The sequence below is a fragment of the Streptomyces sp. NPDC048416 genome, from assembly GCF_043200435.1.
GTDB lineage: Bacteria > Actinomycetota > Actinomycetes > Streptomycetales > Streptomycetaceae > Streptomyces.
Genome location: NZ_JBICXU010000018.1, coordinates 65,442 through 89,452 on the forward strand (window position 1 = coordinate 65,442; position 24,011 = coordinate 89,452).

Sequence of the window (24,011 nt, forward strand, 5' to 3'; positions counted from 1 at the left end):
ACTTCTCCGAGGAGGTACGGCCGTGGCAGCATCCGTTTCCACCCCCGACTACACCGAGGCCGTCGAAGCGGCCCTGGGCGCACTCGACCTGGAGACCAAGGCCCGGCTGCTCGCCGGGCAGGACATGTGGTCCCTGCCGGCGCTCCCCGAGATCGGGCTCGCCTCCCTCGTGATGTCCGACGGCCCGATCGGGGTGCGCGGGGTGCGCTGGACCGCCGACGACCCCTCGATCGCGCTCCCCTCGCCGACCGCGCTGGCCGCCACCTGGGACCCCGAGCTCGCCCGCCGCGCCGGCACGCTGCTCGCCCAGGAGGCCCGCCGCAAAGGCGTCCACGTCCTGCTCGCGCCGACGGTCAACCTGCACCGCACCCCGCTCGGCGGTCGGCACTTCGAGTGCTACTCCGAGGACCCCTGCCTCACCGGGGCGATCGCCTCCGGCTATGTGAACGGCGTCCAGAGCGGCGGCGTCGGCGCCACCGTCAAGCACTTCGTCGCCAACGACGCCGAGACCGACCGCTTCACCGTCGACAACGTCATCGCCCCGCGCCCCCTGCGCGAGCTCTACCTCGCCCCCTTCGAGACCGTCGTCGAAAACGCCCACCCCTGGGGCATCATGTCCGCCTACAACCAGGTCAACGGCGTGACGATGACCGAACACCGCCACCTCCAGAACGAGGTGCTGCGCGGCGCATGGGGCTTCGACGGGGTCATCGTGTCCGACTGGATGGCCGCCCGCTCGACCGTCGGCGACATCCTGGGCGGTCTCGACGTCGCGATGCCCGGACCACGGACCGTGTACGGCGACGCGCTCGCCGCCGCCGTGCGCCGGGGCGAGGTGGAGGAGGCGGTGCTCGACGACGCGGTACGCAACGTGCTGCGGCTCGCCGCCCGCGTCGGCGTCCTCGACGGCGTCGAGCCGGCCGTCACCGAACTGCCCGCCCACCTCGACGGCCAGGCGCTGGCTCGCGAAATCGCCCGCCGCGCCTTCGTCCTCGTACGCAACGAAGGCGACACCCTGCCCATGGATCCGGCGCGCGTACGCGAAGTGGCGCTCATCGGCGCCGCCGCGCGTGATGCCCGTGTCCTGGGCGGCGGCTCCGCCACCGTCTTCCCCGAGCGCGTCGTCTCCCCGCTCGACGGCCTTGCCGCGGCCCTGCCCGAGGGCGCCCTGACCTACACCGTCGGCGCCGACCCGAGCGACGAACTCGCCCCCGCCGACCGGGGTTTCGAGCTGCGTGCGGTGTGCCGCGACGCCGACGGGAACGTGCTGGGCACCGGCTCGCTGCCCAGCGGCCAGGTCCAGTGGATCGGCGACGACCTGCCTGCCGGGGTCACCCACGAGAGGCTGCACTGCGTCGAGGTCACCGGCACCTTCACCCCGCGCGAGAGCGGCGAGCACACCTTCGGGACCCGGGGCACCGGCGCCTTCACGCTCACCGTCGACGGCCGCGCCCTGTGGGAGGGCGCCCAGGCGCCGAGCGGGGGCGCCGACCCGTTCGAGGCGTTCTTCGGCGCCCCCGCCGAACGCGGCCGCGTCCACCTCGCCGAGGGCGTACCGGTCGAGGTGTCCCTGCTGCACACCGTGCACAGGTCGGCCGACGCCCCGCTCACGGCCGTGATGTTCTCGCTCACCCACCTCGGCCCGCGGCGGGACGCGGACGAACTCATCGCCGAAGCCGTCGAGGCGGCCAGGTCCGCCGACCTCGCGGTGGTGATGGTCGCCACCACCGACCGCGTCGAGTCCGAGGGCTTCGACCGGCGCGACCTGCGGCTGCCCGGCCGCCAGGACGACCTGGTGCGCGCCGTCGCCGCCGCCAACCCGCGCACGGTGGTCGTCGTCAACTCCGGCTCCCCGGTGGAACTTCCCTGGCGCGAGGACGTCGCGGCGGTGCTTCTGAGCTGGTTCCCGGGGCAGGAGGGCGGCGCCGCCCTCGCCGACGTGCTGCTGGGCCACGCCGAGCCGGGCGGGCGCCTGCCCACCACCTGGCCGGCCCGCCTCGCCGACGCTCCGGTCACCGAGGTCCAGCCGGTGGCGGGTCAACTTGCCTACGCCGAGGGCCTGTTCGTCGGCTACCGGGCGTACGACCGGGACGGGGTGACGCCCGCGTACTCCTTCGGACACGGGCTCGGATACACGAGCTGGGAGTACGAGTCCCTTGAGGTGACCCCCGCGCACGCCAAGGTCCGCATCCGCAACACCGGTGCGCGCGCCGGCCGCGAGAGCGTCCAGATCTACCTGGCCCCGGTCGCCGACGCGGTGGAGCGGCCGCGGCGGTGGCTGGCCGGGTTCGCCTCCGTCGAGGCGGCGGCGGGTGCGACGGCGGAGGTCGAGATCCCGCTGCGCGGGCGGGCGTTCGAGATCTGGGACGAGGCGGCGGGGGGTTTTCGTTTCGTCCCCGGCCCGTACGAGGTGCGGGCGTGCCACTCGCTGGGGGACGTGCGGCTGAGGGTGACGCTGGAGGTGTAGCCCTGCGGGGGGTCCGGTGGGGGCGGGGTTTCGACTGCGGGCCGTCGGGGGCGGTTGCGCAGTTCCTCGCGCCCCTTGGCGGCGTTTTCGGCCTGCGGGTCGTGGTGGCTTCTCGCGCAGTTCCTCGCGCCCCTTAACCCCGCTTTCGGCCTGCGGGCCGTGGTGGCTTCTCGCGCAGTTCCCCGCGCCCCTTGGCGCCGTTTTCGGGTGCGGGCCGTCGGGGGCGGTTGCGCAGTTCCTCGCGCCCCTCAACGCCGCTTTCGGGTGCGGGTCGTGGTGGCTTCTCGCGCAGTTCCTCGCGCCCCTTAACCCCGCTTTCGGCCTGCGGGCCGTGGTCGCTTTTCGCGCAGTTCCCCGCGCCCCTTGGCGGCGCGAGGTCGGGCAGCATGGGCAGCTTCGGCCTGGCATGGGGGCCCCTGGCCCATGAGGGTTTGGGGGAGATTGAGGACAAGTGCCGTTCAGGCGTGCACGGGGTCTGGGGCGGGGCCCCGGGGGGTGCTCCGGCGGGGTCAGCCGGCTGCCGTCACCTTGCGGTAGGCGATTTCCGCCAGGTGGCCCTGGCCGTCCTTGCTGGGGTGGAACCAGTCCCACGGGCTCAACTGGGTGCCGTTGAAGTCGTAGTCGAACACCGCGCCGCCGTCAGAACGACAGGCACGATCCTTGGCGCACACGTCCTTGAGCACCTGGTTGTACGCCACGACCCGGTCGTACACCTTGCCGCGCCGCGCAGACGCATCCGCCCCCAGATCATCCGCGTCGGCCAGCATCGACCGGCAGATGCCCAGCTTCCAGATCTGCTTGCCCAGCGGGCTGCCCCGACCGGTCGACCACAGCCGCTTCAGATCGGGCACGCTCGCCACGTACACCTGCGTCTTCGGCGACACCGCGCGCAACTGCCGCAGCGACGCCTCGAACTCCGTGCGGAAGGACTCCACGGGCGTCATCGCCGCCACATCGTCGCGGCAGGCGTCGTTCGCCCCCACCATCACCGTGACGAGCCCCGGGCGCTGGGCCGCGGCCCGGCTCATCTGGGCCGGCAGGTCGGACATCCTGGCGCCGGTCTTGGCGTAGTTCCAGCTGTGCGTCGGGGCCGCGGGGCCCAGCAGGCGCATCGCGAGCGAGTCGACCTGGGCGTCGCTGCCGGTCGCCCAGGAGACCTCGGGGCAGTCCGCGAGGACGTCGCAGGCGTCGAAGCCGCGGGTTATCGAGTCGCCCACCGCGGCGAGTGACGCCGGGTGGCTGTCCCAGGCCGGGGAAGGGCTGGGCGAGGGCTTCTTCGATACGGTCGGGCCCGCCGCGGAACCGCCGGAATCACAGCCCGCGACCAGGGCGAGGGCGGCCGCCGCAGCCAGGGCCGCCGTGGTGCGGACGCGACGGCTCCGGCGACTGTCCGGCATCCCCGGCCCCCTCCGTGCGGTGATCGTGCGGTGATCGTGCGGTGTTCGTGCGGCGGCCCAGGGGCTTCCGCGGCGTCCTCGCGGGTGAAAGCCTGGTGTTCGAAGGCGCTCCGACCGACATTACGACACCCTGGGCACGGCTCAGCGCGGTAGCTTTGGCCCGTCCAGCCAGAGGAACCACGCCAGACGACTCCGGTAAATTACATCACGTCACATACTGTCCCTTTTCAGGAGATTAGCTCCCGATGCTGTTTACTGTTGAACCCAGGGGCAGAATGTCAGGTGCTGTCCTGACCGGGAACGGCAGGGGCGCGAGGCCGCTGGGGAAGGCGAACCTCGAACCGCACTGGAGGTCCCGGTGACGACACGTGGAGTTCTCTACGTCCACTCCGCCCCGCGCGCGCTCTGCCCGCACGTCGAATGGGCGGTGGCCGGCGTCCTGGGGGTGCGCGTCCAGCTCGACTGGATCCGCCAGCCCGCGTCGCCCGGCACCTGGAGAGCCGAGTTCTCCTGGCGGGGCGAACCCGGCACGGCCTCCAAGCTCGCCTCCGCGCTGCGCGGCTGGCACCTGCTGCGCTTCGAGGTCACGGCCGAACCCTGCGCCACCGCCGAGGGCGAGCGGTACAGCGCCACGCCCGACCTCGGCATCTTCCACGCCGTGACCGGCATGCACGGCGACATCCTGATCCCGGAGGACCGGCTGCGGGCCGCCCTCGCCCGCTCCGTACAGGGCGAGACCGACCTGGAGGCCGAGATCGCCAAGCTGCTCGGCAAGCCCTGGGACGACGAACTTGAGCCCTTCCGCTACGCGGGAGAGGGCGCCCCGGTGCGCTGGCTGCACCAGGTCGTCTGACCCACCCGGCACACCCCCCGCGTACGCGAAAGGGCCCCACCGGACGGTGGGGCCCTTTCAGCCGCTCACGGCGCCACGGGCCGCACTCAGACCGAGCGGAAGGCGAGCACCACGTTGTGGCCGCCGAAGCCGAACGAGTTGTTGATCGCGGAGATCGAACCCTCGGGCAGCGCGCGGGGCTCGCTGCTGATCAGGGCCGCGTCGACCTCGTCGTCGAGGTCGTCGACGTTGATGGTCGGCGGGGCCGTGCGGTGGTACAGGGCGAGGACCGTGGCGACGGTCTCGATGCCGCCCGCGCCGCCCAGGAGGTGGCCGGTCATCGACTTCGTCGCGGAGATCGCCACGTGGTCCAGGTCGTCGCCCAGGACCTTGCGCAGCGCCTTGATCTCGGCGATGTCACCCTGCGGCGTCGACGTGGCGTGCGCGTTGAGGTGTACGACCTCGGACGGCTTCAGGTCCGTCGAGTCGAGCAGGTTCTGCACCGCGGCGGCGACACCCCGGCCGGTCGGCTCGGGCTGCGCGATGTGGTGGCTGTCGGCCGAAAGACCCTGGCCCAGCACCTCGCAGTAGACCCGGGCGCCGCGCTTCTTGGCGTGCTCGGCGGACTCCAGGACCACCACGCCGGCGCCCTCGCCCAGGACGAAGCCGTCGCGGGCCTTGTCGTAGGGGCGCGAGGCCTGCTCGGGGTGGTCGTTGTTCTTGGACATCGCCATCATGTTGGCGAACGCCGCGATGGGCAGAGGGTGGATCGCCGCCTCGGTGCCGCCCGCGACCACCACGTCGGCGCGGCCCGTGCGGATCATCTCGACGGCGTACCCGATGGCCTCAGCGCCCGACGCGCAGGCGGAGACGGGGGTGTGGACGCCCGCGCGGGCGTTGACCTCAAGGCCGACGTTGGCCGAGGGGCCGTTCGGCATGAGCATGGGCACGGTGTGCGGGGAGACCCGGCGTACGCCCTTCTCCTTCAGCACGTCATACTGGTCGAGCAGGGTGGTGACACCGCCGATGCCCGACGCGATGACCGTGCCGAGCCGCTCGGGGGTGACCCCTGCCTCGTCGCCCGCCGGGGCGGTGAAACCCGCGTCCGCCCAGGCCTCCTTGGCCGCGATCAGCGCGAACTGCGCCGAGCGGTCCAGCTTGCGGGCCAGCGGGCGGGGCAGCACCTCACCGGGGTCGACCGCGGCCGGAGCCGCGATACGGACCGGCAGTTCGGCGAAGCGATCACCTTCGAGGGGGCGGACACCGGAGCGTCCCGCCAGCAGACCTTCCCAGGTCGAGGCGGTGTCGCCACCCAGCGGTGTGGTTGCGCCGATACCGGTGACGACCACGGTGCGATTGGTCGAGCTCACAGGAAATTTCTCCACGTGTGTAAGGGGCGTGAATCAGCGGCGCCACCGCTGGGTGGCGGCCCGAATTCAGGTCCTGAATCAGGCCTGGTGCTTCAGGATGTAGTCGGTGGCGTCGCCGACCGTCTTGAGGTTCTTGACGTCCTCGTCCGGGATCTTGACCTCGAAGCGCTCCTCGGCGGCGACGACGACCTCGACCATGGACAGCGAGTCGACGTCCAGGTCGTCGGTGAAGGACTTGCCCAGCTCGACGTCCTCGACCGGGATACCGGCGATCTCGTTGACGATATCGGCGAGACCTTCGAGGATCTCTTCCTGCGTGGCGGTCATGTTGGCGCTCCTTCGGTGTTAATGCTTCGATTTACGGGCTTCCGGAAGATCCGGAGTGCCTAGGGGAGGGTAACGACCGTCGCGGCGTACACGAGACCCGCCCCGAAGCCGATGACGAGCGCGGTGTCGCCGCTCTTCGCCTGTCCGGTCGCCAGAAGCCGCTCCATTGCGAGCGGGATCGAGGCGGCCGAGGTGTTGCCGGTGGTTTCCACATCACGGGCGACCGTGACGTGGTCCGGCAGCTTGAGAGTCTTCACCATCGAGTCGATGATCCGCATGTTGGCCTGGTGCGGAATGAAGACGTCCAGGTCGTCCGGGCTGATTCCGGCCGCGTCCAGCGCCTGCTGGGCGACCTTCGCCATCTCGAACACGGCCCAGCGGAAGACCGCCTGGCCCTCCTGCGTGATCGCGGGGAACTTGCCCGAGCTGTCGTACTCGGTCCACGGCACGGTCTGCTTGATCGTCTCCGACTTGTCGCCCTCGGAACCCCAGATCGTGGGGCCGATGGCCGGCTCGTCGGAGGGACCCACGACCACGGCGCCCGCGCCGTCACCGAACAGGAACGCCGTCGCACGGTCCTGGAGGTCGGTCAGATCGCTCAGCCGCTCCACGCCGATGACCAGGACGTACCGCGCGGAACCCTCGACGATCATGCCCTTGGCCAGGGTCAGACCGTAACCGAAGCCCGCGCAGCCGGCCGAGATGTCGAAGGCGGCCGCCTTGCCGGTGCCCAGCTTGTCGGCGATCTCCGTCGCGACGGCCGGGGTCTGCTTGAAGTGCGACACGGTGGAGACGATCACTCCGCCGATCTGGTCGGCCGAGATGCCGGAGTCGGCGATCGCCTTGCCGGACGCCTCGATCGACATCGCGGCCACGGTCTCGTCGGCCGATGCCCAGTGCCGCGTGGCGATGCCGGAGCGCGAGCGGATCCACTCGTCGGAGGAGTCGATCGTCTCCAGGATCACCTCGTTGGGCACCACCCGCACGGGGCGGTAACCGCCTACGCCCAGAATGCGGGCGTACGGGGCGCCCTTGCTTGGCCGGATCTTCGACATGGCTCTTCGCTCCTTAGGCGGATGCGTGCTCGGCGATGAGCGCGCGAGCCGCGTCGAGGTCGGCGGGGGTCTTCAGGGCGAGCGTCTTGACACCCGGCAGCGCGCGCTTGGCGAGCCCGGTCAGGGTGCCGCCCGGGCACAGCTCGACCAGCGCCGTGGCGCCCAGCTCCTTGAACGTCTCCATGCACAGGTCCCAACGGACCGGACTGGAGACCTGGTTGACCAGGCGGGTCACGATCTCCCGGCCCGTCGCGACGGTCCTGCCGTCGGCGTTCGAGACGTAGGTGAAGCGCGGGTCGGCCACGTCAAGGGACCCGGCCGCCTCTTCGAGGGAGGCCACGGCCGGGGCCATGTGGTGGGTGTGGAAGGCGCCGGCGACCTTGAGGGCCACCACACGGCGCACGCCCTCGGGCTTGTCGGCCTCCAGGGCGGCAAGCTGCTCGGCGGTGCCGGCGGCCACGATCTGGCCCGCGCCGTTCACGTTCGCCGGGGTCAGGCCCAGCTTCTCCAGGTGCGGCAGCACATCCTCGGGCTCGCCGCCCAGCAGCGCCGCCATGCCGGTCGGCGTGACGGCCGCGGCCTCGGCCATGCCCAGGCCCCGCGTGCGGACGAAGCCGAGCGCGGCCTCCTCCGCCAGGACGCCCGCGATCGCGGTGGCGGTGATCTCGCCCACGCTGTGCCCGGCGACGGCGCCGGGGGCGATGTCACCCAGGGCGGCGGCCGACAGCAGACCTGCGGCGACCAGCAGGGGCTGGGCCACGGCGGTGTCGCGGATCGCGTCGGCGTCGGCCTGCGTGCCGTAGTGGACGAGGTCGAGACCGATGGCGTCCGACCATGCGGCGAGCCGGTCGGCAGCGCCGGGGAGGTCGAGCCAGGGGGTCAGGAAGCCGGGCGTCTGAGCGCCTTGGCCGGGAGCGACGAGTACGAGCACTCTCACACTCTCTCTTGTGGACGGCTCCGCACGCCCGTGGGGACAGGGACGAAGAACCGTCGGGGGAATTGTGGGTGTCCGACAAAAGTCTAGGACTGCGAATCTGCGTCGGCCAGGCGCCCCAGGATCAGCGCGATCCTCAGCGTGAACGCGGAGCGCACATCGGACGGCGACCAGCCGGTGACGTCCGTCACACGTCGTAGCCGGTAGCGAACGGTATTGGGGTGGACGAACAACATCCGGGCCGCGCCCTCCAGGCTGCTCGCCTGCTCCAGATACACGCTCAAGGTTTCCAGGAGCGCCGAGCCGGCTTCCTCCAGCGGTCTGTAGATCTCCTCCACCAACTGCTCACGCGCGGCAGGATCGGAGGCGATCGCGCGCTCCGGCAGCAGATCGTCCGCGAGAACCGGCCGGGGAGCGTCCTGCCAGGCCGAACACGCCTTCAGGCCGGCCGCCGCCGCCTGCGCGGACCGGGTCGCGGCCAGCAGGTCGGGCACGATGGGCCCGGCCACCACGGGACCCGCGGCATAGGGCCCGATCAGGCCCTTGGCCACCTGCAACGGGTTGTCGCTGCCGCCCGCGATGACGACGAGGCGGTCACCCAGCACCCCGGTGAGCACCTGGAGCTTGGTGTGCCGGGCGGCCCGCCGGATCGCCTCCACGGTGAGCTCGCTGTCGCCGTCGGGCGCGGTGCCGAGCACCACACACACGTGCTCCGGCGAGTTCCAGCCGAGCGCCGCCGCCCGGGACACCGCGCCCTCGTCGGCCTCGCCGGAGAGCACCGCGTTGACGACGAGGGATTCGAGGCGGGCATCCCACGCGCCGCGCGCCTCGGCGGCCTGCGCGTACACCTGGGCGGTCGCGAAGGCGATCTCGCGGGCGTACACGAGCAGCGCCTCGCGCAGGATCGACTCGTCGCCCGGGGCCGCGACCTCCTCGATCGCGGTCTCCATGACCTCGATGGTGGTGCGGACCATCTCCACGGTCTGGCGCAGCGTGATCGCGCGCGTCAGCTCGCGCGGGGCGGTGCCGAAGACGTCGGTGGAGATCGCCTGCGGTGTCTCGGGGTGCCGGAACCACTCGGTGAAGGCCGCGATGCCGGCCTGGGCGACCAGACCGATCCACGACCGGTTCTCCGGCGGCATCGCCCGGTACCACGGCAGCGTCGCGTCCATGCGGGCGATCGCGTTCGCCGCGAGCCGCCCGGAGGACTGCTCAAGGCGCTTCAGGGTCGCCGCGTGCGGATGGGCATTCTTCGCGGGGTGTACGGGATCGGGTGCTGGCACGGGGACAAGAGTGCCTTATCGGGAACCCTCCCCGCCGGGCCGGGGGTGAGTCCCGGGGCGGCAACGGGGGTGAGTCCCGGCGGCAACGGGGGTGAGTCCCGGCGCCACCCGGGCGGGGCGGGCGCGGCCGGGTCTACGGTGGTGGGCGTGATTTCAGTCAGGCGCGGCGACGAGCGCTATCCGGGCGGGGACGCGGACGCCGGCATCGAGTCCTTGCACGCCTTCTCCTTCGGCCGGTTCTACGAGCCGGACAACCTCCGCTTCGGGCCCGTCCTCGCCTGCAACGAGGAGCGGCTGGCGCCCGGCGCGGGCTTCGACGAACATCCGCACAGCCACACCGAGATCCTGACCTGGGTGATCGAGGGCGAGCTCACCCACCGCGACTCGGCGGGCCACACCACGGTGGTGCGCCCCGGCGACGTGCAGTGCCTCAGCTCCGCCGACGGCGTACGGCACGAGGAGCGCAACGAGGGCGAGCGCCCCCTGGTCTTCCTCCAGATGTGGCTCGCCCCGCACACGCCGGGCGGCCGTCCCTCGTACGACATCGTGCGCGGCATCGCGGACTCCACGCCCTATGCGGTGCGCCCCGCCGGCGCCATGCTGCACGTCCGCCGCCTCGCGGTCGGCGAGCGCACCGCGGTGCCCGATGCGCCCGGCGTGTACGCCCATGTCGTGCGCGGGCGGGTGCGCCTGGCGCACGAGGAGCTGGGGCCCGGCGACTCGGCGCGGATCACCGGCGCCCTCGGCCTGGAGCTGAGCGCGGCGGGCGACGCCGAGGTGCTGCTCTGGGAGCTCAGCTCCGTGTGAACTCGGCCAGCACCGCGTCGGTGAACGCTGGCCACACCTCGGCCGCCCACGGCCCGAACGCGCGGTCCGTCAGCGCCACACAGGCAAGACCCGCATCGGGGTCGACCCACAGGAACGTGCCCGCCTGGCCGAAGTGACCGAAGGTGCGCGGCGAGGACGAACTGCCCGTCCAGTGCGGGGACTTGGCGCCACGGATCTCAAAACCGAGACCCCAGTCGTTGGGGTTCTGGTGGCCGTAGCCGGGCAGCACGCCCTTGAGGCCCGGGTACTGCACGTGCATCGCCTCGGCGACCGTGGCCGGGTGGAGCAGCCGCGGCGCCTGCACCTCGGCGACGAACGCCGCGAGGTCTTCGACGGTGGAGACGCCGTCCTTGGCGGGGGAGCCCTCAAGGCTGCTGGAGGTCATGCCGAGCGGCGTGAGCACCGCCTGGCGCACGTAGTCGGCGAAGGGGATGCCCGACTGCTTCGCGATGTGGTCGCCAAGGGCCTCGAACCCGGCGTTGGAGTACAGCCGCCGGTCGCCGGGGGGCGCCATCACCCGGTGCTCGTCGAAGGCGAGCCCCGAGGTGTGCGCGAGCAGGTGCCGGACGGTGGCGCCCGCGGGCCCGGCCGGCTCGTCGAGCTCGATCGCGCCCTCCTCGTAGGCGACGAGAGCCGCGTACGCGGCGAGCGGCTTGCTGACGGAGGCCAGCGGGAACCGGTGGGACACCGGCCCGTGTGTGCCGACACGTGTTCCGTCGGCCCGCACCACGGCCGCGGCGGCGGTCGGTACGGGCCAGGTCTCGATGATCCGCAGGCTCTCCATGCGTACGAGCCTAGGGGGTGTCTGGTGGATCAGGGTCGGTCAGGGTGCGGCGCCTGGTGCGGTGCATCGCAAGGCGCCGGAACGTCGTGATAGCGGAGCTATCGGGGCGTTTCGGCAACGCCGCGAGGTGCCGTGCCAGGCGCCGCACCCCCGGCCATGATCCACCAGACACCCCCTAGCCCGCGGCCCGCCGCCGCCGGACGGGCCCTTCGGGCTCCGTCCGGTTGCCGGGAGCGCCCCGGCGGTGTGCGGTGGGACCGGGTACGGCGGACGGATGGGAACCCGGCGCCGAATTCGCTTGCTTGGAGTGCACTCCAAGGTCCTAGCGTGGAGGTCATGACGGTGATCGAGAGCACGGCGGTGAAGGTGGCGGCCCGGGTCCGGCAGGGCCTCTGCGCGACGGAGCCGCCCCACCCGCGCCCCGACGGCCAGGACCGCTACACGATCAGCGAGGTCGTGGCGTGCACCGGGCTCACCGCGCACACCCTTCGCTGGTACGAGCGGATCGGCCTCATGCCGCACGTGGACCGCTCCCACACCGGCCAGCGGCGCTTCAGCAACAAGGACCTGGACTGGCTGGCCTTCGTCGGCAAGCTGCGCCTGACCGGCATGCCGGTCGCCGGCATGGTCCGTTACGCCGAACTCGTCCGCGAGGGGGCGCACACCTTCGAGGAGCGCCAGGAACTCCTGGAGCAGACCCGGCGCGACGTCATCGCGCGCATGGCGGAACTCCAGGACACACTCGCCGTACTCGACTACAAGATCGACTTTTATGCGGACGCCCGCAAGGCGTCGGAAAGGGCCTGAACCCCCATGAGCAACAGCCCCGTTGAGAAGATCAGCACCGTACGACTCGGCACCGAGGGCCCGCAGGTCGGCGTCCAGGGCTTCGGCGCCATGGGCATCAGCGAGTTCTACGGCGACACCGACGAGAGCGCCGCACGCGACACGCTGGAGGCGACCGTCGAGGCGGGCGTCACCCTCATCGACACCGCCGACATCTACGGATCCGGCGCCAATGAGGAGTTCCTGGCTCCCTTCCTCGCCGCCCACCGCGACGAGGTGACCCTGGCCACCAAGTTCGCCATCGAGCGCCGCGCCGACGACCCGCACTACCGGGGCATCAACAACACCCCCGCCTACATCAAGAAGGCCGTCGAGGCGAGCCTGCGCCGGCTGAACACCGACGTCATCGACCTGTACTACATGCACCGCCGCAACCCCGAGGTGCCGCTCGCCGAGTCCGTCGGCGCGATGGCCGAGCTGGTCCGCGAGGGCAAGGTGAAGTACCTGGGTCTGAGCGAGGTCACCGGCGCCGAACTGCGCGAGGCACACGCCGTGCACCCCATCACGGCCCTTCAGTCGGAGTGGTCGGTCTTCAGCCGCGACGTCGAGCGCAGCGCCGTGCCGGCCGCCGCCGAACTCGGCGTCACCTTCGTGCCGTACTCGCCGCTCGGCCGCGGCTTCCTCACCGGCGCGTTCGCCGACGCGGGCAAGGACCTCGCCAAGGGCGACTTCCGCACGTTCCAGCCCCGCTTCACCGGCGACAACGCCGCGACCAACGCGGCGCTGCTCGAACCCCTCCACAAGATCGCGGCCGCCCACGGCGCGACGACCGCGCAGATCGCGCTGGCCTGGGTGCAGCAGCGGGCCCAGGTGCACGGCCTGACCGTCGTGCCGATCCCCGGTACCCGCAAGCGCAGCCGCCTCCTGGAGAACACCGGGGCCACCCGCATCACGCTGAGCGCCGACGAGCTGGCGCTCCTTGAGCCCATCGCCGGGCAGGTCGCGGGCGACCGCTACCCCGACATGTCGTCCACCTCGGCGGCCCGCGAGCAGTAGGGCCTTCCGTTTGGACCGGGCCGGATCGGGCCGGATCGGGCCCGACCAGGCCGGATCGGGCCGGACCGGGGGCCGGGGCTTCGCCCGTCGCCGTCAGGCGGCCACCGCCGTCACGCGGCCGTCGGCGCGGGGGCCGTGCGGTCGGCGCGTACGCGCTGGCGCAGGAAGAGGGCGGCGCGCTCCAGCGCCTCGTCGGCTTCGTCCAGGACGCCGGCGTACGCCTGGAAGACATGGGGAACGTCGGCGGTGACGTCCAGGACGACATCCACCGCGGCGTCCCTCGCGCGCGCTGCCAGGCGGGTCGAGTCGTCCAGGACCATTTCGTTGGTGCCCGCCTGGAGAAGCATCGGGGGGAACCCGGTCAGGTCGGCGAGGACGGCGGGGCTGAGCAGGGGCTGGTACGGGTCCTGCCCGGCCAGGTACATCGCCCCGGTGTGTTCCATGCCGGCCCGTGTCAGGAGCGGGTCGAGGTCCGCCTTGCTGGCCATGCTCTCGCCGGTCCGTGTCATGTCGAGTCCGGCGGAGAACGTGAGGATCGCGGCGGGCACGGGCAGGCCCGCGTCGCGCAGGGCGAGGCAGATGGTGACGGCGAGGCCGCCACCGGCGGAGTCCCCGGCGAACGCGATCGCCGCGGGGTCCTCGCCGCTGTCGAGGAGGGCGCGGTACGCGCTCAGCCCGTCCTCGATCGCGGCAGGGAAGGGGTGTTCGGGAGCGAGCCGGTAATCCAGCGAGTACGCCCTGAACCCGGTTCGGGTCACCAGGTTCCCCGTCAGTGCCATCGCCGTTCGCGGTGAGCCGACCACGTAGGAACCGCCGTGGAAGTACAGGATCGTCCCGGGCCGTGGAGTGCCGGCCGGTTCGACGAGCACCGCGGGCCGGTCGCCGAGCGCCGTGCTCCGGGTGCGGATCCCGGCCGGGACGATCATGCCGGCCATCAGCGCCCTGAACCCGGCTCGTAGCTCCTCCACCGGCCGCGGGTCCTCGGGCCGAGGGTCCTCGGGCAGGGGACCCTCGGGCCGGGGGCCCCGGATCATCGCGTCGAGCTCCGCGCGCTGCTGCCTGCTCATCGTCGCCTCCGTCACGTGTGCACGCCACGACGTCCACGCCACGACGTCCACGCCCCGGCGTGCATGCCAAGGAACTATATGCCTAGGAATATAGACTAGGATATATGCCATGGCATCCAAGTTGAGCGGTGGCGTCGACCTCCCGGGGTTCTTCGCGGATCTCGTCCGGTGCGAGACGCGCCTCTACAACGCGCTGAACGAGCGTCTGCGCGAGCGGCACGGGATCGTCACGTCGCAGTACGAGTTCCTGCGCTTCCTGCGCGACAGTCCCGGGGCCCGGGTCGCGGATCTCTCCGCCGAGTTCGCCATCGGAATCGGTGCGAGCAGCAAGGGCATCGACCGCCTGGAGAAGCAGGCGTGGGTGGTGCGGCGGACCAACCCGTCGGATCGCCGCTCGTCGCTGCTGGACCTGACCGACGACGGTCTACGGCTCGTCGAGGCGGCGGAGGCGACCTTCACGCAGGCGCTGGCCGAGCTGACCGCGGGCGCCCTCGCCGGCGCCTCGGGGCCGGCCGCCGCGCGGTTCCTCGCGGAGCTCCGCGCCGGGCTCGAACGCGACGGGATCGGCCGGCCCACGGGCTGACCGGCCCGGGGCGGGTGGAGGCGTCCTGTCGCCGCTTTCGGCGCGGGCGAGGACCCGTCACCGGCGCGGAGGGGGGAGGTCACCCGGCCCGGCGCGGGCGGGGTGCTCGCCCGGCTCGGCGCAGGTTGCCCGGCGTGCGCCGGGCCGGGGCGTCCCGGCCTACAGCTCGGCCAGCAGTTCGGCCTTCTTGGCGCTGAACTCGTCGTCGGTCACCAGGCCCGCCCGGTGCAGGTCGCCGAGGTGGCGGATCCTTTCCGCGATGTCCGCGGGGTCGCGCCGGCCCGCCGGGGCGGGGACCGTCTGGTGGGGGATCGAGGGGCCGCCCCCGCCGTCCCGTACGGCCGCGAGTACCGCCGCGGCGAAGGGCAACGACTCGTGCACCGGGCCGTAACCGAGGCCGAAGACGACGGACGCCGGGTCGCGGTCGGCGGGCCCGGCGGAGCGGCCGGTACTGCCTTCCGGCTCGCGGTGCAGCAGCCTCAGATGCCCGTCGAAGACGTCGGGGGAGCGCCATTCCACGCCGCTGAGCGCGGCGATGGGGAAGGTCTGGTCGCCGGCCTTCCACTTCTCCGAGGACGCACCCGTCCAGAACCAGCGGAAGCTGACCTGCCTGCCGTCGAAGGCGGCCCTGGCGTCGTACGCCTTGAAGTTCAGCGGGGCTCCGGGCGCCGCCACCAGATGGCGGTCGGCGGGTTTGGAGGCGTGCGGCACCAAGGACGACCGCAGTTCGTCGGCGTAGTACTCGGCGAGCATTTCGCGCTCGGCCGGCAGCACCAGGCGGTAGGGGTCGCAGGCCTCCTTGAGCTGGCCCGCGGCGGCCTCCATCAGCGGATCGGCGCCGGGTCTCGGCACCGCGTGCAGCACCACCGTGCCGCGCTTGCCCTGGGACAGCGTCACCGACTCCAACGCCTCGTGGGGGATGCGCCGTTCGCGCAGCGCCTGGAAGAGCTTCGGCGCACGGATCCCCCGTTCGAAGCGGATGAGCACGGAGTCGCTTCCGAACTCCCAGGTGGCATGAATTCCGGCCAGCACATCACCCATGTGCCTCATCGTAGGCGGCGCACGCCCGCGCGTCCCCCCTCAGAGGAAACCCCGTCATCGCGCCGCCCCACGGGCGATCACACGGTGTCTACGCGTGTCAGCCCGTCACACTGCCCGTCAAGCCGCCGACCGGACGGAAATTCCGCTGCCGCAGTCGGCGTCGGCGGCGGTGCAGCCGACCGTCCGGTACGCGCCAACTCCGATGGCGGCGAAGTTGGCGAGGCTCTGGGTGCCCGGCTCGAAATAGCCGGTGTGTCCGATGGCGCCGGCGGCCGAGAGGACGCGGGCGCCGAAGGCCGCGGAGACCGGATCGGCGCCGTGGCCGAGCCCCGCCACGTCCAGGTACGGCACGTCCTGGATCCAGTCGTCCTTGTCCCGCATCGCCCAGACCTGAGCCCTGGTGCCCAGCTGAGCGGCGTTGCGCACCCGCATGCCGGGACTGCCGGCCACCGCGATGTCGCTGACGCGGGAGGGGAGTTCACGCGTCGAGACGCCGCACACCACGGAGCCGTAACTGTGGCAGAACAACTCCACCGACGAGCTCCCCGGCAGCGCGCTCACCATGGCGGAAAGCCGCACCGCACCGTCCTCGGCCAGCCTGCCGATGGCCGCGTCGATGCCGAGACCGGCCGGCGCCGTGTAGTCGGCCCAGGCGATCACGGCGGTCCGGGTGTCCGGCGACGCCGCGTGCTCGGCCGCGTACAGGGACTCGGCCATGCCGACCGGGGCCGTGTTCTTGCGGGTGGACTTCTCGAAGGTCAAGACGTTGGTGTCGACCCCGGGGACGATCACCGAGACCCGCTGGGCGTGGTCGAGATCGCCGAAGACCTCCGCGACCCGGCCGGTGTCGGAGGGGTCGAAGGCGAGGATCTGGCGGTCGTCGTCGAGCAGCGAGTCGAACCGGTGCATCCGGCGGCTCGCGTCCTGGCGGCCGTCGGCGGAGAGCCGGGGGTCGACCGTGCGTTTCTGCTCCACGGCGCGCGCGGCCACGAGCGCGGCCCGGTTCGCGCGGTAGCGCAGGGAGACGGGGGCACCGTTCAGATTGCCCACGACCAGCGGGTAGCGATCGGCGAGCTCGTCGCGCTCGGTGCCGGTGAGCGAGCCGAAGAAGTGAGCCAGCTGTTGAGCGGTTCCGTCCGCCTTGGGCAGCTTGTGGCCGTCCATCGTGCCCCGCGCCCAGGCGGCCAGGGCTTTGGTGCGGGGAGCGGAGTCGTCCGCGTGGCCGCGGATCGCCGTCCAGCCGGAGGTCGCGAGCATGACGAACACGACGGCGAGCGCGAGCAGCGCGCGCCAGGCGTTCAAGGTGGGGGAGGAGTCGAAGGAAGTCACTGCGGACCACATTAGGAGACGCGGGAGGTCCACTGGGCTGACAGTGACTCAGATCACGTTTAGACCCGGAGTGGTCTCACCAAGAGCGCGCGCGGGCGCACGCTCCGTACGGCGCGAAGGCGCCCCGGCGGGGCTCAGCGCCAGTCGTCGGCGAGGGCGGGGCCCAAGTGGTCCAGGTAGTCGGAGGTCAGCGCGCGGATCGCCGCCACGCTGGGATCCGTGCCCTTTCCCCAGAGCCCGCCGGTCACGCGCATCACGCCGGTGAAGGCGGCCACGGCCACCCGGGGCCTGGGGTCGGCGTCGATGTCGAGGCCTTCGCGCTCGGCGATCAGCCGCGCGACGTGCTCCTCAAGCTCCGCCGAGCGGCGCAGGTGGACCGCGAGCAGCGCCGGGGTCGACTCGATCACCTGGTACGTCCGCATGTACAGGGTGACCGGGACCACGGGGGACAGGCGCTCCTCGATGGTGTCCCACGCCGAGAGCGCGGCCCGGCGCATGGCGGTGAACGGGCCCTCGCCGGGCGGCCGTTCACGCAGCGCGTCGACGAAATGCGACTCCACCGTGTCCTGGGCCCCGAAGACGACGGCCTCCTTGTTGGCGAAGTAGCGGAAGAAGGTGCGCTGCGAGACATCGACGGCGTCGGCGATCTCGTCGATGGTCGTGCGCTCGTACCCCTGGGTGGTGAACAGTTCGAGGGCCACCCGCAGCAGCGCGTCGCGGGTGCGCTGCTTCTTCAGCTCGCGCAGGCCGCCCACAGGCGCCACCGGCCGCTGCTCCACCGTCACTTCAGGGTCCTCTTCCAGTCAATGTGGCGGGTATCAGTCTAGCTGTGAGCCACGTGACAGCTGCCGACTTGTGAAATGGTTTGTCAACTGTCAGTCGCTGACATTAGCCTCCATGGCATGACTAGTCATACCGTCGAAAAGGCGCCAGGGGACGAGATACCGGCGCCGGCCAAGGGGCTGCGCGGCCACCCCTGGCTGACGCTGTTCGCCGTGGCCATCGGCGTGATGATGGTCGCGCTCGACGGCACCATCGTGGCGATCGCGAACCCGGCCATCCAGAGCGATCTGAAGGCCTCGCTCCAGGACGTCCAGTGGATCACCAACGGCTACATGCTGGCCCTGGCCGTCTCGCTGATCACCGCGGGCAAGCTCGGTGACCGGTTCGGTCACCGGCAGACATTCCTCATCGGAGTCGTCGGCTTCGCCGCGGCCTCCGGCGCCATCGGCCTCTCCCACAGCGTCACGTACGTCATCGCCTTCCGCGTCCTGCAAGGACTGTTCGGCGCGCTCCTGATGCCGGCCGCGCTCGGCCTGCTGCGCGCCACCTTCCCCGCCGAGAAGCTGAACATGGCGATCGGCATCTGGGGCATGGTCATCGGCGCCTCCACCGCGGGCGGCCCGATCCTCGGCGGCATGCTCGTCGAGCACGTCAGCTGGCAGTCCGTCTTCTTCATCAACGTGCCGGTCGGCGCGCTCGCGCTGGTCCTCGGCCTGCTGATCCTGCGCGACCACCGCGCGGAGAACGCGCCGAGGTCGTTCGACATCCCCGGCATCGTGCTCCTTTCGGTCGCGATGTTCTGCATGATCTGGGCGCTCATCAAGGGCTCGGACTACGGCTGGGGCAGCGGCAAGACCCTCGGGTTCATCGCGGCCGCCGTCATCTGCTTCGTGCTCTTCGCCCTGTGGGAGACCAAGGTCAGGGAACCGCTCATCCCGCTCGGCCTGTTCCGGTCCGTCCCGCTCTCGGCGGGCACGGTCCTGATGATCCTCATGGCGTTCGCCTTCATGGGCGGTCTCTTCTTCGTCACCTTCTACCTCCAGAACGTGCACGGCATGTCGGCCGTCGACAGCGGACTGCACCTGCTGCCGCTCACCGGCATGATGATCGTCGCCTCGCCGGTCGCCGGCGCGCTCATCACCAAGCTCGGCCCGCGCATCCCGCTGGTCGGCGGCATGGTCTGCACCGCCGTCGCCATGTTCGGCATGTCCCGGCTGACCATCGACACCGGCACCGCGACCATGTCGATCTGGTTCGCGCTCCTCGGCATGGGTCTCGCCCCGGTCATGGTCGGCGCCACCGAGGTCATCGTCGGCAACGCGCCTCTTGAGCTGTCCGGTGTCGCGGGCGGGCTCCAGCAGGCCGGCATGCAGGTCGGCGGCTCGCTCGGCACCGCGGTGCTCGGCGCCGTGATGTCCTCGCAGGTCACCTCGAAGCTCCCGGACAACTGGGCCGCCGCGAAGCTGCCGCCCATGCCGCCCGCGCAGTCCGCGTCCCTGTCCAAGGCGGTCGAGGTCGGCCTCGGCCCGGTCCAGCCGGGCACGCCGCCGGGGATCGCGGCCAAGGTCGCCTCCGTCGCGCACGACACGTTCGTGTCGGGCATGAGCACCGCGTTCACCGTCGCCGGGATCGTGGCGGTGCTCGCCGCGGCGGTCGCCCTGTTCACCAAGCGCGGCGTGAACGCCGAGGCGGGCGTGGGCGCGGGTCACATCTGATCCCGTCGACTCCCGTACCCGAAAGCCCCGCCGGACGCGCTCCGGCGAGGCTTTCACCTATTCGGATGGTTACGCGTCCCAGCCCCCGTGCCGCGGAACCGCCCGCACGCCCCGACCGTTTCCCGATTCCAACTGATCGCTCCAGCACGGGGGATGAGCCTTATGCGTACGACCACGACCACAGCGGCGCTGCTCGCCGCGACCGCCTTCCTGCTGCCCGCCGCCGCCCCGGCCACCGCGACCCCGCGCATGGGCGACTGCGCGCCGGGTGAGCTCTGCCTCTGGGCCAAGGGCGCCTTCAAGGGCCCCCGCCAGGTGTACGACCTGACACGCATCGACATCGAGAGCTGCACCCCGCTGCCCCCGGGCACCGACGTCCAGTCCCTCGCCAACCGCACCGGCCGGCCCGTCACCACGTACCAGTCGGAGGAATGCGCGGAGACCGCCGAGTTCGACACCTACCCGGGCGGTGGGACCTGGGTCCCACAAGTTCCTTATCGGGTGCGGGCGTTCAAGGTGTGGGAGAGCTGAGACGTGGTACCCGACTCTTGAGGAGGCCGAGCCGGCCAACCTCAAGAAGTGGTGATGGCGGGCTTCGGACACAGCACCCATACGCGCAGGACCCCCCCCGATCACGGAACCGCATGAGGCCCCGGACCGGGCAGGACCGCGCGACGCTGTCCATCATCGCGCTGATAGCGGCGGCATCCTCGGCCAACGGCATCTTCTGACCGTGCCGTGAACGACCGGAGGGCGGCGGGGCCCCCAAGGACCCCGCCACCCTCCTTCACCACTAAAACCCCGGGTCACCTACAGGGGCGCGAGGAACTGCGCGAGTCGCGAGCACGGTCCGCAGGGATGGGCCGGGTGTAGCCAGGGGCGCGAGGAACTGCGCGAGTTGCGAGCACGGTCCGCAGGGATAGGCCGGGTGTAGCCAGGGGCGCGAGGAACTGCGCGAGTCGCGAGCACGGTCCGCAGGGATGGGCCGGGTGTGGCCAGGGGCGCGAGGAACTGCGCGAGTCGCGAGCACGGTCCGCAGGGATAGGCCGGGTGTAGCCAGGGGCGCGGGGAACTGCGCGAGTCGCGGCACGGTCCGCAGGGATGGGCCGGGTGTGGCCAGGGGCGCGGGGAACTGCGCGAGTCGCGGGCACGGTCCGCAGGGATGGGCCGGGTGCAGCCAGGGGCGCGAGGAACTGCGCGAGTCGCGAGCACGGTCCGCAGGGATGGGCCGGGTGCAGCCAGGGGCGCGAGGAACTGCGCGACCAGCCACACCCGACCCGCGCCCAAGAGACGGACCGGCGGAAGCGATGGGGCCCGGGGAAAAACCCCGCAGCACCCACCGCACCCCGCACTTCAAAGCCCAGCCACCGCACCCCGCACTCCACAGCCCAGCAGCGCGAAGCCGCTGCTACGCGTCGCCGCCCGCCGCACCCGGGTCGGCCGAGGCGACGTCGAGCAGCGCGTACCGGTCGACCGCCTGTTTCAACGCCGACCGGTCGACCTTCCCCTCCCGAGCCAGCTCCGTGAGGACAGCCAGCACGATCGACTGCGCGTCGATGTGGAAGAAGCGCCGCGCCGCACCCCGCGTGTCCGCGAAGCCGAACCCGTCCGCGCCGAGCGACTGGTACGTGCCGGGAACCCAGCGCGCGATCTGGTCGGGAACGGCCCGCATCCAGTCGGAGACGGCCACGAACGGACCCTGCGCGTCCTGGAGCTTGCGCGTCACATACGGGACGCGCTGCTCCTCCTCGGGATGCAGCAGGTTGTGCTCCTCCACCGAGACGGCCTCGCGGCGCAGCTCGTTCCAGGAGGTCGCCGACCAGACGTCGGCCCGTACGTCCCACTCCTCGGCGAGGATCCGCTGCGCCTCGACGGCCCACGGCACGGCCACGCCGGACGCCATGATCTGCGCCGGGATGGAGCCCGCGGTGCCCGCGGCAAGGCGGTGGATGCCCTTGAGGATGCCGTCCACGTCGACGTCCGCCGGCTCGGCCGGGTGCTGGATCGGCTCGTTGTAGACGGTGAGGTAGTAGAAGACGTCCTCACTCTCGGGCCCGTACATCCGGCGCAGACCGTCCTGGACGATGTGCGCGATCTCGTAGCCGTACGCCGGGTCGTAGGCGACACAGGCCGGGTTGGTCGAGGCGAGCAACTGCGAGTGCCCGTCCGCGTGTTGCAGACCCTCGCCGGTCAGCGTCGTACGCCCGGCGGTCGCGCCGAGCACGAAACCGCGCGCCAGCTGGTCGGCCATCTGCCAGAACTGGTCGCCGGTGCGCTGGAAACCGAACATCGAGTAGAAGACGTACACCGGGATCAGCGGCTCGCCGTGCGTGGCGTACGCCGAACCCGCGGCGATCAGCGACGCGGTGCAGCCGGCCTCGGAGATGCCGTCGTGCAGCATCTGCCCGGTCGGCGACTCCTTGTAGGCGAGCAGCAGTTCGCGGTCGACCGCCTCGTACTGCTGGCCCAGCGGGTTGTAGATCTTGGCGCTCGGGAAGAACGCGTCCATGCCGAAGGTGCGGTACTCGTCGGGCGCGATCAGCACGAACCGCTTGCCGATCTCCTTGTCCCGCATCAGGTCCTTCAGGATGCGGACGAACGCCATCGTCGTGGCGATCGACTGCTGGCCCGAGCCCTTCTTGGCCACCGCGTACGTCTTGTCCTCGGGCAGCGGCAGCGGCTTGGAGCGCACCACACGGGTCGGCACATAGCCGCCGAGCCCGAGCCGGCGGTCGTGCATGTACTGGATCTCCTCGGACTTGCGCCCGGGGTGGTAGTACGGCGGCGCGCCGGACTCCAGCTCCTGGTCCGTGATCGGGATGTGCAGCCGGTCGCGGAAGCCCTTGAGGTCGTCGACCGTCAGCTTCTTCATCTGGTGGGTCGCGTTGCGGCCCTCGAAGTTCGGGCCGAGCGTCCAGCCCTTGACGGTGTGCGCCAGGATGACGGTCGGCTGGCCCTTGTGTGCCTTGGCCGCCGAGAACGCCGCGAAGATCTTCTTGTGGTCGTGGCCGCCGCGCCCCAGGTGCAGGATCTGCTGGTCGGTCATGCCCTCGACCATGGCGCGCAGCCGCTGGTCGTCGCCGAAGAAGTGGTCGCGGATGTACGCGCCGGTCTCGGTGGCGTACGTCTGGAACTGGCCGTCCGGCGTGGTGTTCATCCGGTTGACCAGGATGCCGTCGCGGTCCTGCGCGAGCAGCGGGTCCCAACTGCGGTCCCAGATCAGCTTGATGACGTTCCATCCGGCGCCGCGGAACTGCGACTCCAGCTCTTGGATGATCTTGCCGTTGCCGCGCACCGGGCCGTCGAGGCGCTGGAGGTTGCAGTTGACGACGAAGGTCAGGTTGTCCAGGTTCTCGCGCGCGGCGATGGACAGCTGGCCCAGCGACTCCGGCTCGTCCATCTCGCCGTCGCCGAGGAAGGCCCACACGTGCGAGTTGGAGGTGTCGGCGATGCCGCGCGCCTCCATGTAACGGTTCATCCGCGCCTGGTAGATCGCACCGAGCGGGCCAAGGCCCATCGAGACGGTCGGGAACTCCCAGAAGTCCGGCATGAGCCGCGGGTGCGGGTAGGAGGAGAGCCCGTAGGGGGCCTTCGACTTCTCCTGGCGGAACGCGTCGAGCTGCTGCTCGCTGAGCCGGTCCAGGAGGTAGGCGCGGGCGTAGATGCCGGGGGACGCGTGGCCCTGGAAGAAGATCTGGTCGCCGCCGTCCTCCTCCTTGCCGCGGAAGAAGTGGTTGAAGCCGACGTCGTACAGCGAGGCGGAGGAGGCGAAGGTGGCGATGTGGCCGCCGACGCCGATGCCGGGGCGCTGGGCCCTCGACACCATGACGGCCGCGTTCCAGCGCGTCGCGTTGAGGACCTTGCGCTCGATCTCCTCGTTGCCGGGGAAGAACGGCTCGTCCTTGGTGGCGATCGTGTTGACATAGTCCGAGCTGCGCATCTCGGGCACGGCCACGCGCTTCTCGCGGGCCCGCTCGATCAGGCGGAGCATCAGATAGCGGGCCCGCTCGCGGCCGCGTTCGTCGACGGCGGCGTCCAGGGAGTCGAGCCACTCCTGGGTCTCTTCGGGATCGAAGTCCGGGACCTGGCTCGGCAGGCCGCCAATGATGATCGGGTTGCGATCGGATCCGGAAGCCACGCTGTTCCTTCACTGTCGGGGGATGCGGAGAACGCCAATGCTGCGCCGCATCCCATCGTGTACCGCTGGGGCGCAAACGTCATCTCTACCGAGAGGTAACCGAGTGGTCTTCCCCGGGCGCCTCTACCGAGGGGTAACCGTCACCGGAGCAGGAAGTAGGCTCAGGGTCTGGACGGGTCGGGCCAAATCGCAACCTTACGCTCAACCCGGCCATCCGTTCCCGAAGGGTGTTCGGA

General features: G+C 71.3%; 20 protein-coding genes. 8 read left to right on the top strand and 12 right to left on the bottom strand.

Going from position 1 to position 24,011, the window contains the following annotated elements; all coding sequences use genetic code 11:
• The first annotated feature begins 22 nt into the window (after positions 1-22).
• A complete protein-coding gene (locus tag ACGFW5_RS22225; RefSeq protein ID WP_393836003.1) occupies positions 23-2,467 on the top strand; it encodes a glycoside hydrolase family 3 protein in 2,445 nt (814 codons plus the stop codon).
• 509 nt (positions 2,468-2,976) lie between these two features.
• Here the strand turns inward: ACGFW5_RS22225 and ACGFW5_RS22230 are convergent.
• Entirely contained in the window at positions 2,977-3,864 is an 888-nt protein-coding gene (locus tag ACGFW5_RS22230) for an SGNH/GDSL hydrolase family protein (RefSeq protein ID WP_393836004.1), read from the bottom strand.
• A gap of 358 nt (positions 3,865-4,222) precedes the next feature.
• Between ACGFW5_RS22230 and ACGFW5_RS22235 the strand changes: the two genes are divergently transcribed.
• Positions 4,223-4,717 (top strand): DUF3145 domain-containing protein, encoded by a 495-nt coding sequence (locus tag ACGFW5_RS22235; RefSeq protein WP_267053406.1) that lies wholly within the window; start codon positions 4,223-4,225, stop codon positions 4,715-4,717.
• Between the two features lie 86 nt (positions 4,718-4,803).
• On the opposite strand, the gene fabF is transcribed toward ACGFW5_RS22235, so the two are convergent.
• The 5 genes from fabF to ACGFW5_RS22260 all read right to left on the bottom strand — a co-directional run bounded on the left by fabF (position 4,804) and on the right by ACGFW5_RS22260 (position 9,665).
• Complete coding sequence (fabF, locus tag ACGFW5_RS22240; RefSeq protein WP_393836005.1) at positions 4,804-6,066, bottom strand: beta-ketoacyl-ACP synthase II; 1,263 nt, start codon at positions 6,064-6,066, stop codon at positions 4,804-4,806.
• A 78-nt stretch (positions 6,067-6,144) separates the two neighbouring features.
• Positions 6,145-6,393 (bottom strand): acyl carrier protein, encoded by a 249-nt coding sequence (locus ACGFW5_RS22245; protein ID WP_393836006.1) that lies wholly within the window; start codon positions 6,391-6,393, stop codon positions 6,145-6,147.
• A 59-nt stretch (positions 6,394-6,452) separates the two neighbouring features.
• A complete protein-coding gene (locus ACGFW5_RS22250) occupies positions 6,453-7,448 on the bottom strand; it encodes a ketoacyl-ACP synthase III (protein ID WP_393836007.1) in 996 nt (331 codons plus the stop codon).
• A gap of 13 nt (positions 7,449-7,461) precedes the next feature.
• A complete protein-coding gene (locus tag ACGFW5_RS22255; RefSeq protein WP_393836008.1) occupies positions 7,462-8,379 on the bottom strand; it encodes an ACP S-malonyltransferase in 918 nt (305 codons plus the stop codon).
• A gap of 89 nt (positions 8,380-8,468) precedes the next feature.
• Positions 8,469-9,665: a PucR family transcriptional regulator gene (locus ACGFW5_RS22260; protein ID WP_393836009.1), complete on the bottom strand. Its 1,197-nt coding sequence runs from the start codon at positions 9,663-9,665 to the stop codon at positions 8,469-8,471.
• A 147-nt stretch (positions 9,666-9,812) separates the two neighbouring features.
• On the opposite strand from ACGFW5_RS22260, the gene ACGFW5_RS22265 reads away from it, so the two are divergent.
• Positions 9,813-10,472 carry a pirin family protein gene (locus ACGFW5_RS22265; RefSeq protein ID WP_393836010.1) on the top strand — a complete coding sequence of 220 codons (660 nt, stop codon included), beginning with the start codon at positions 9,813-9,815 and terminating at the stop codon, positions 10,470-10,472.
• Here the strand turns inward: ACGFW5_RS22265 and ACGFW5_RS22270 are convergent.
• Entirely contained in the window at positions 10,459-11,277 is an 819-nt protein-coding gene (locus ACGFW5_RS22270) for a serine hydrolase domain-containing protein (RefSeq protein WP_393836011.1), read from the bottom strand. The two genes, ACGFW5_RS22265 and ACGFW5_RS22270, sit on opposite strands and share 14 nt — an antisense overlap.
• Before the next feature lie 336 nt (positions 11,278-11,613).
• Between ACGFW5_RS22270 and ACGFW5_RS22275 the strand changes: the two genes are divergently transcribed.
• Together ACGFW5_RS22275 and ACGFW5_RS22280 are read left to right on the top strand one after the other, a co-directional pair.
• Positions 11,614-12,084: a MerR family transcriptional regulator gene (locus ACGFW5_RS22275; RefSeq protein WP_393836012.1), complete on the top strand. Its 471-nt coding sequence runs from the start codon at positions 11,614-11,616 to the stop codon at positions 12,082-12,084.
• 6 nt (positions 12,085-12,090) lie between these two features.
• Complete coding sequence (locus ACGFW5_RS22280; RefSeq protein ID WP_393836013.1) at positions 12,091-13,119, top strand: aldo/keto reductase; 1,029 nt, start codon at positions 12,091-12,093, stop codon at positions 13,117-13,119.
• Between the two features lie 110 nt (positions 13,120-13,229).
• Here ACGFW5_RS22280 and ACGFW5_RS22285 read toward each other — a convergent pair whose 3' ends face one another.
• Positions 13,230-14,186 (bottom strand): alpha/beta hydrolase, encoded by a 957-nt coding sequence (locus ACGFW5_RS22285; protein WP_393836014.1) that lies wholly within the window; start codon positions 14,184-14,186, stop codon positions 13,230-13,232.
• A 109-nt stretch (positions 14,187-14,295) separates the two neighbouring features.
• Between ACGFW5_RS22285 and ACGFW5_RS22290 the strand changes: the two genes are divergently transcribed.
• Entirely contained in the window at positions 14,296-14,769 is a 474-nt protein-coding gene (locus ACGFW5_RS22290) for a MarR family winged helix-turn-helix transcriptional regulator (protein ID WP_393836015.1), read from the top strand.
• A 159-nt stretch (positions 14,770-14,928) separates the two neighbouring features.
• Here ACGFW5_RS22290 and ACGFW5_RS22295 read toward each other — a convergent pair whose 3' ends face one another.
• The 3 genes from ACGFW5_RS22295 to ACGFW5_RS22305 all read right to left on the bottom strand — a co-directional run bounded on the left by ACGFW5_RS22295 (position 14,929) and on the right by ACGFW5_RS22305 (position 17,924).
• Positions 14,929-15,810, bottom strand: coding sequence for a DUF4429 domain-containing protein (locus ACGFW5_RS22295; RefSeq protein WP_393836016.1), 882 nt, complete (start codon positions 15,808-15,810; stop codon positions 14,929-14,931).
• A gap of 117 nt (positions 15,811-15,927) precedes the next feature.
• Positions 15,928-17,139, bottom strand: coding sequence for an alpha/beta hydrolase (locus ACGFW5_RS22300; RefSeq protein ID WP_393836017.1), 1,212 nt, complete (start codon positions 17,137-17,139; stop codon positions 15,928-15,930).
• A gap of 134 nt (positions 17,140-17,273) precedes the next feature.
• On the bottom strand, positions 17,274-17,924 hold the full coding sequence (locus ACGFW5_RS22305; RefSeq protein WP_393836018.1) for a TetR/AcrR family transcriptional regulator: 651 nt from the start codon (positions 17,922-17,924) through the stop codon (positions 17,274-17,276).
• A gap of 117 nt (positions 17,925-18,041) precedes the next feature.
• Here ACGFW5_RS22305 and ACGFW5_RS22310 point away from each other — a divergent pair, with 117 nt between their 5' ends.
• Complete coding sequence (locus ACGFW5_RS22310) at positions 18,042-19,637, top strand: MFS transporter (protein ID WP_393836019.1); 1,596 nt, start codon at positions 18,042-18,044, stop codon at positions 19,635-19,637.
• A gap of 162 nt (positions 19,638-19,799) precedes the next feature.
• Positions 19,800-20,168 carry a peptidase inhibitor family I36 protein gene (locus ACGFW5_RS22315; protein ID WP_393836020.1) on the top strand — a complete coding sequence of 123 codons (369 nt, stop codon included), beginning with the start codon at positions 19,800-19,802 and terminating at the stop codon, positions 20,166-20,168.
• A gap of 877 nt (positions 20,169-21,045) precedes the next feature.
• On the opposite strand, the gene aceE is transcribed toward ACGFW5_RS22315, so the two are convergent.
• Entirely contained in the window at positions 21,046-23,775 is a 2,730-nt protein-coding gene (aceE, locus tag ACGFW5_RS22320; protein ID WP_393836021.1) for a pyruvate dehydrogenase (acetyl-transferring), homodimeric type, read from the bottom strand.
• Positions 23,776-24,011: the final 236 nt, after the last annotated feature.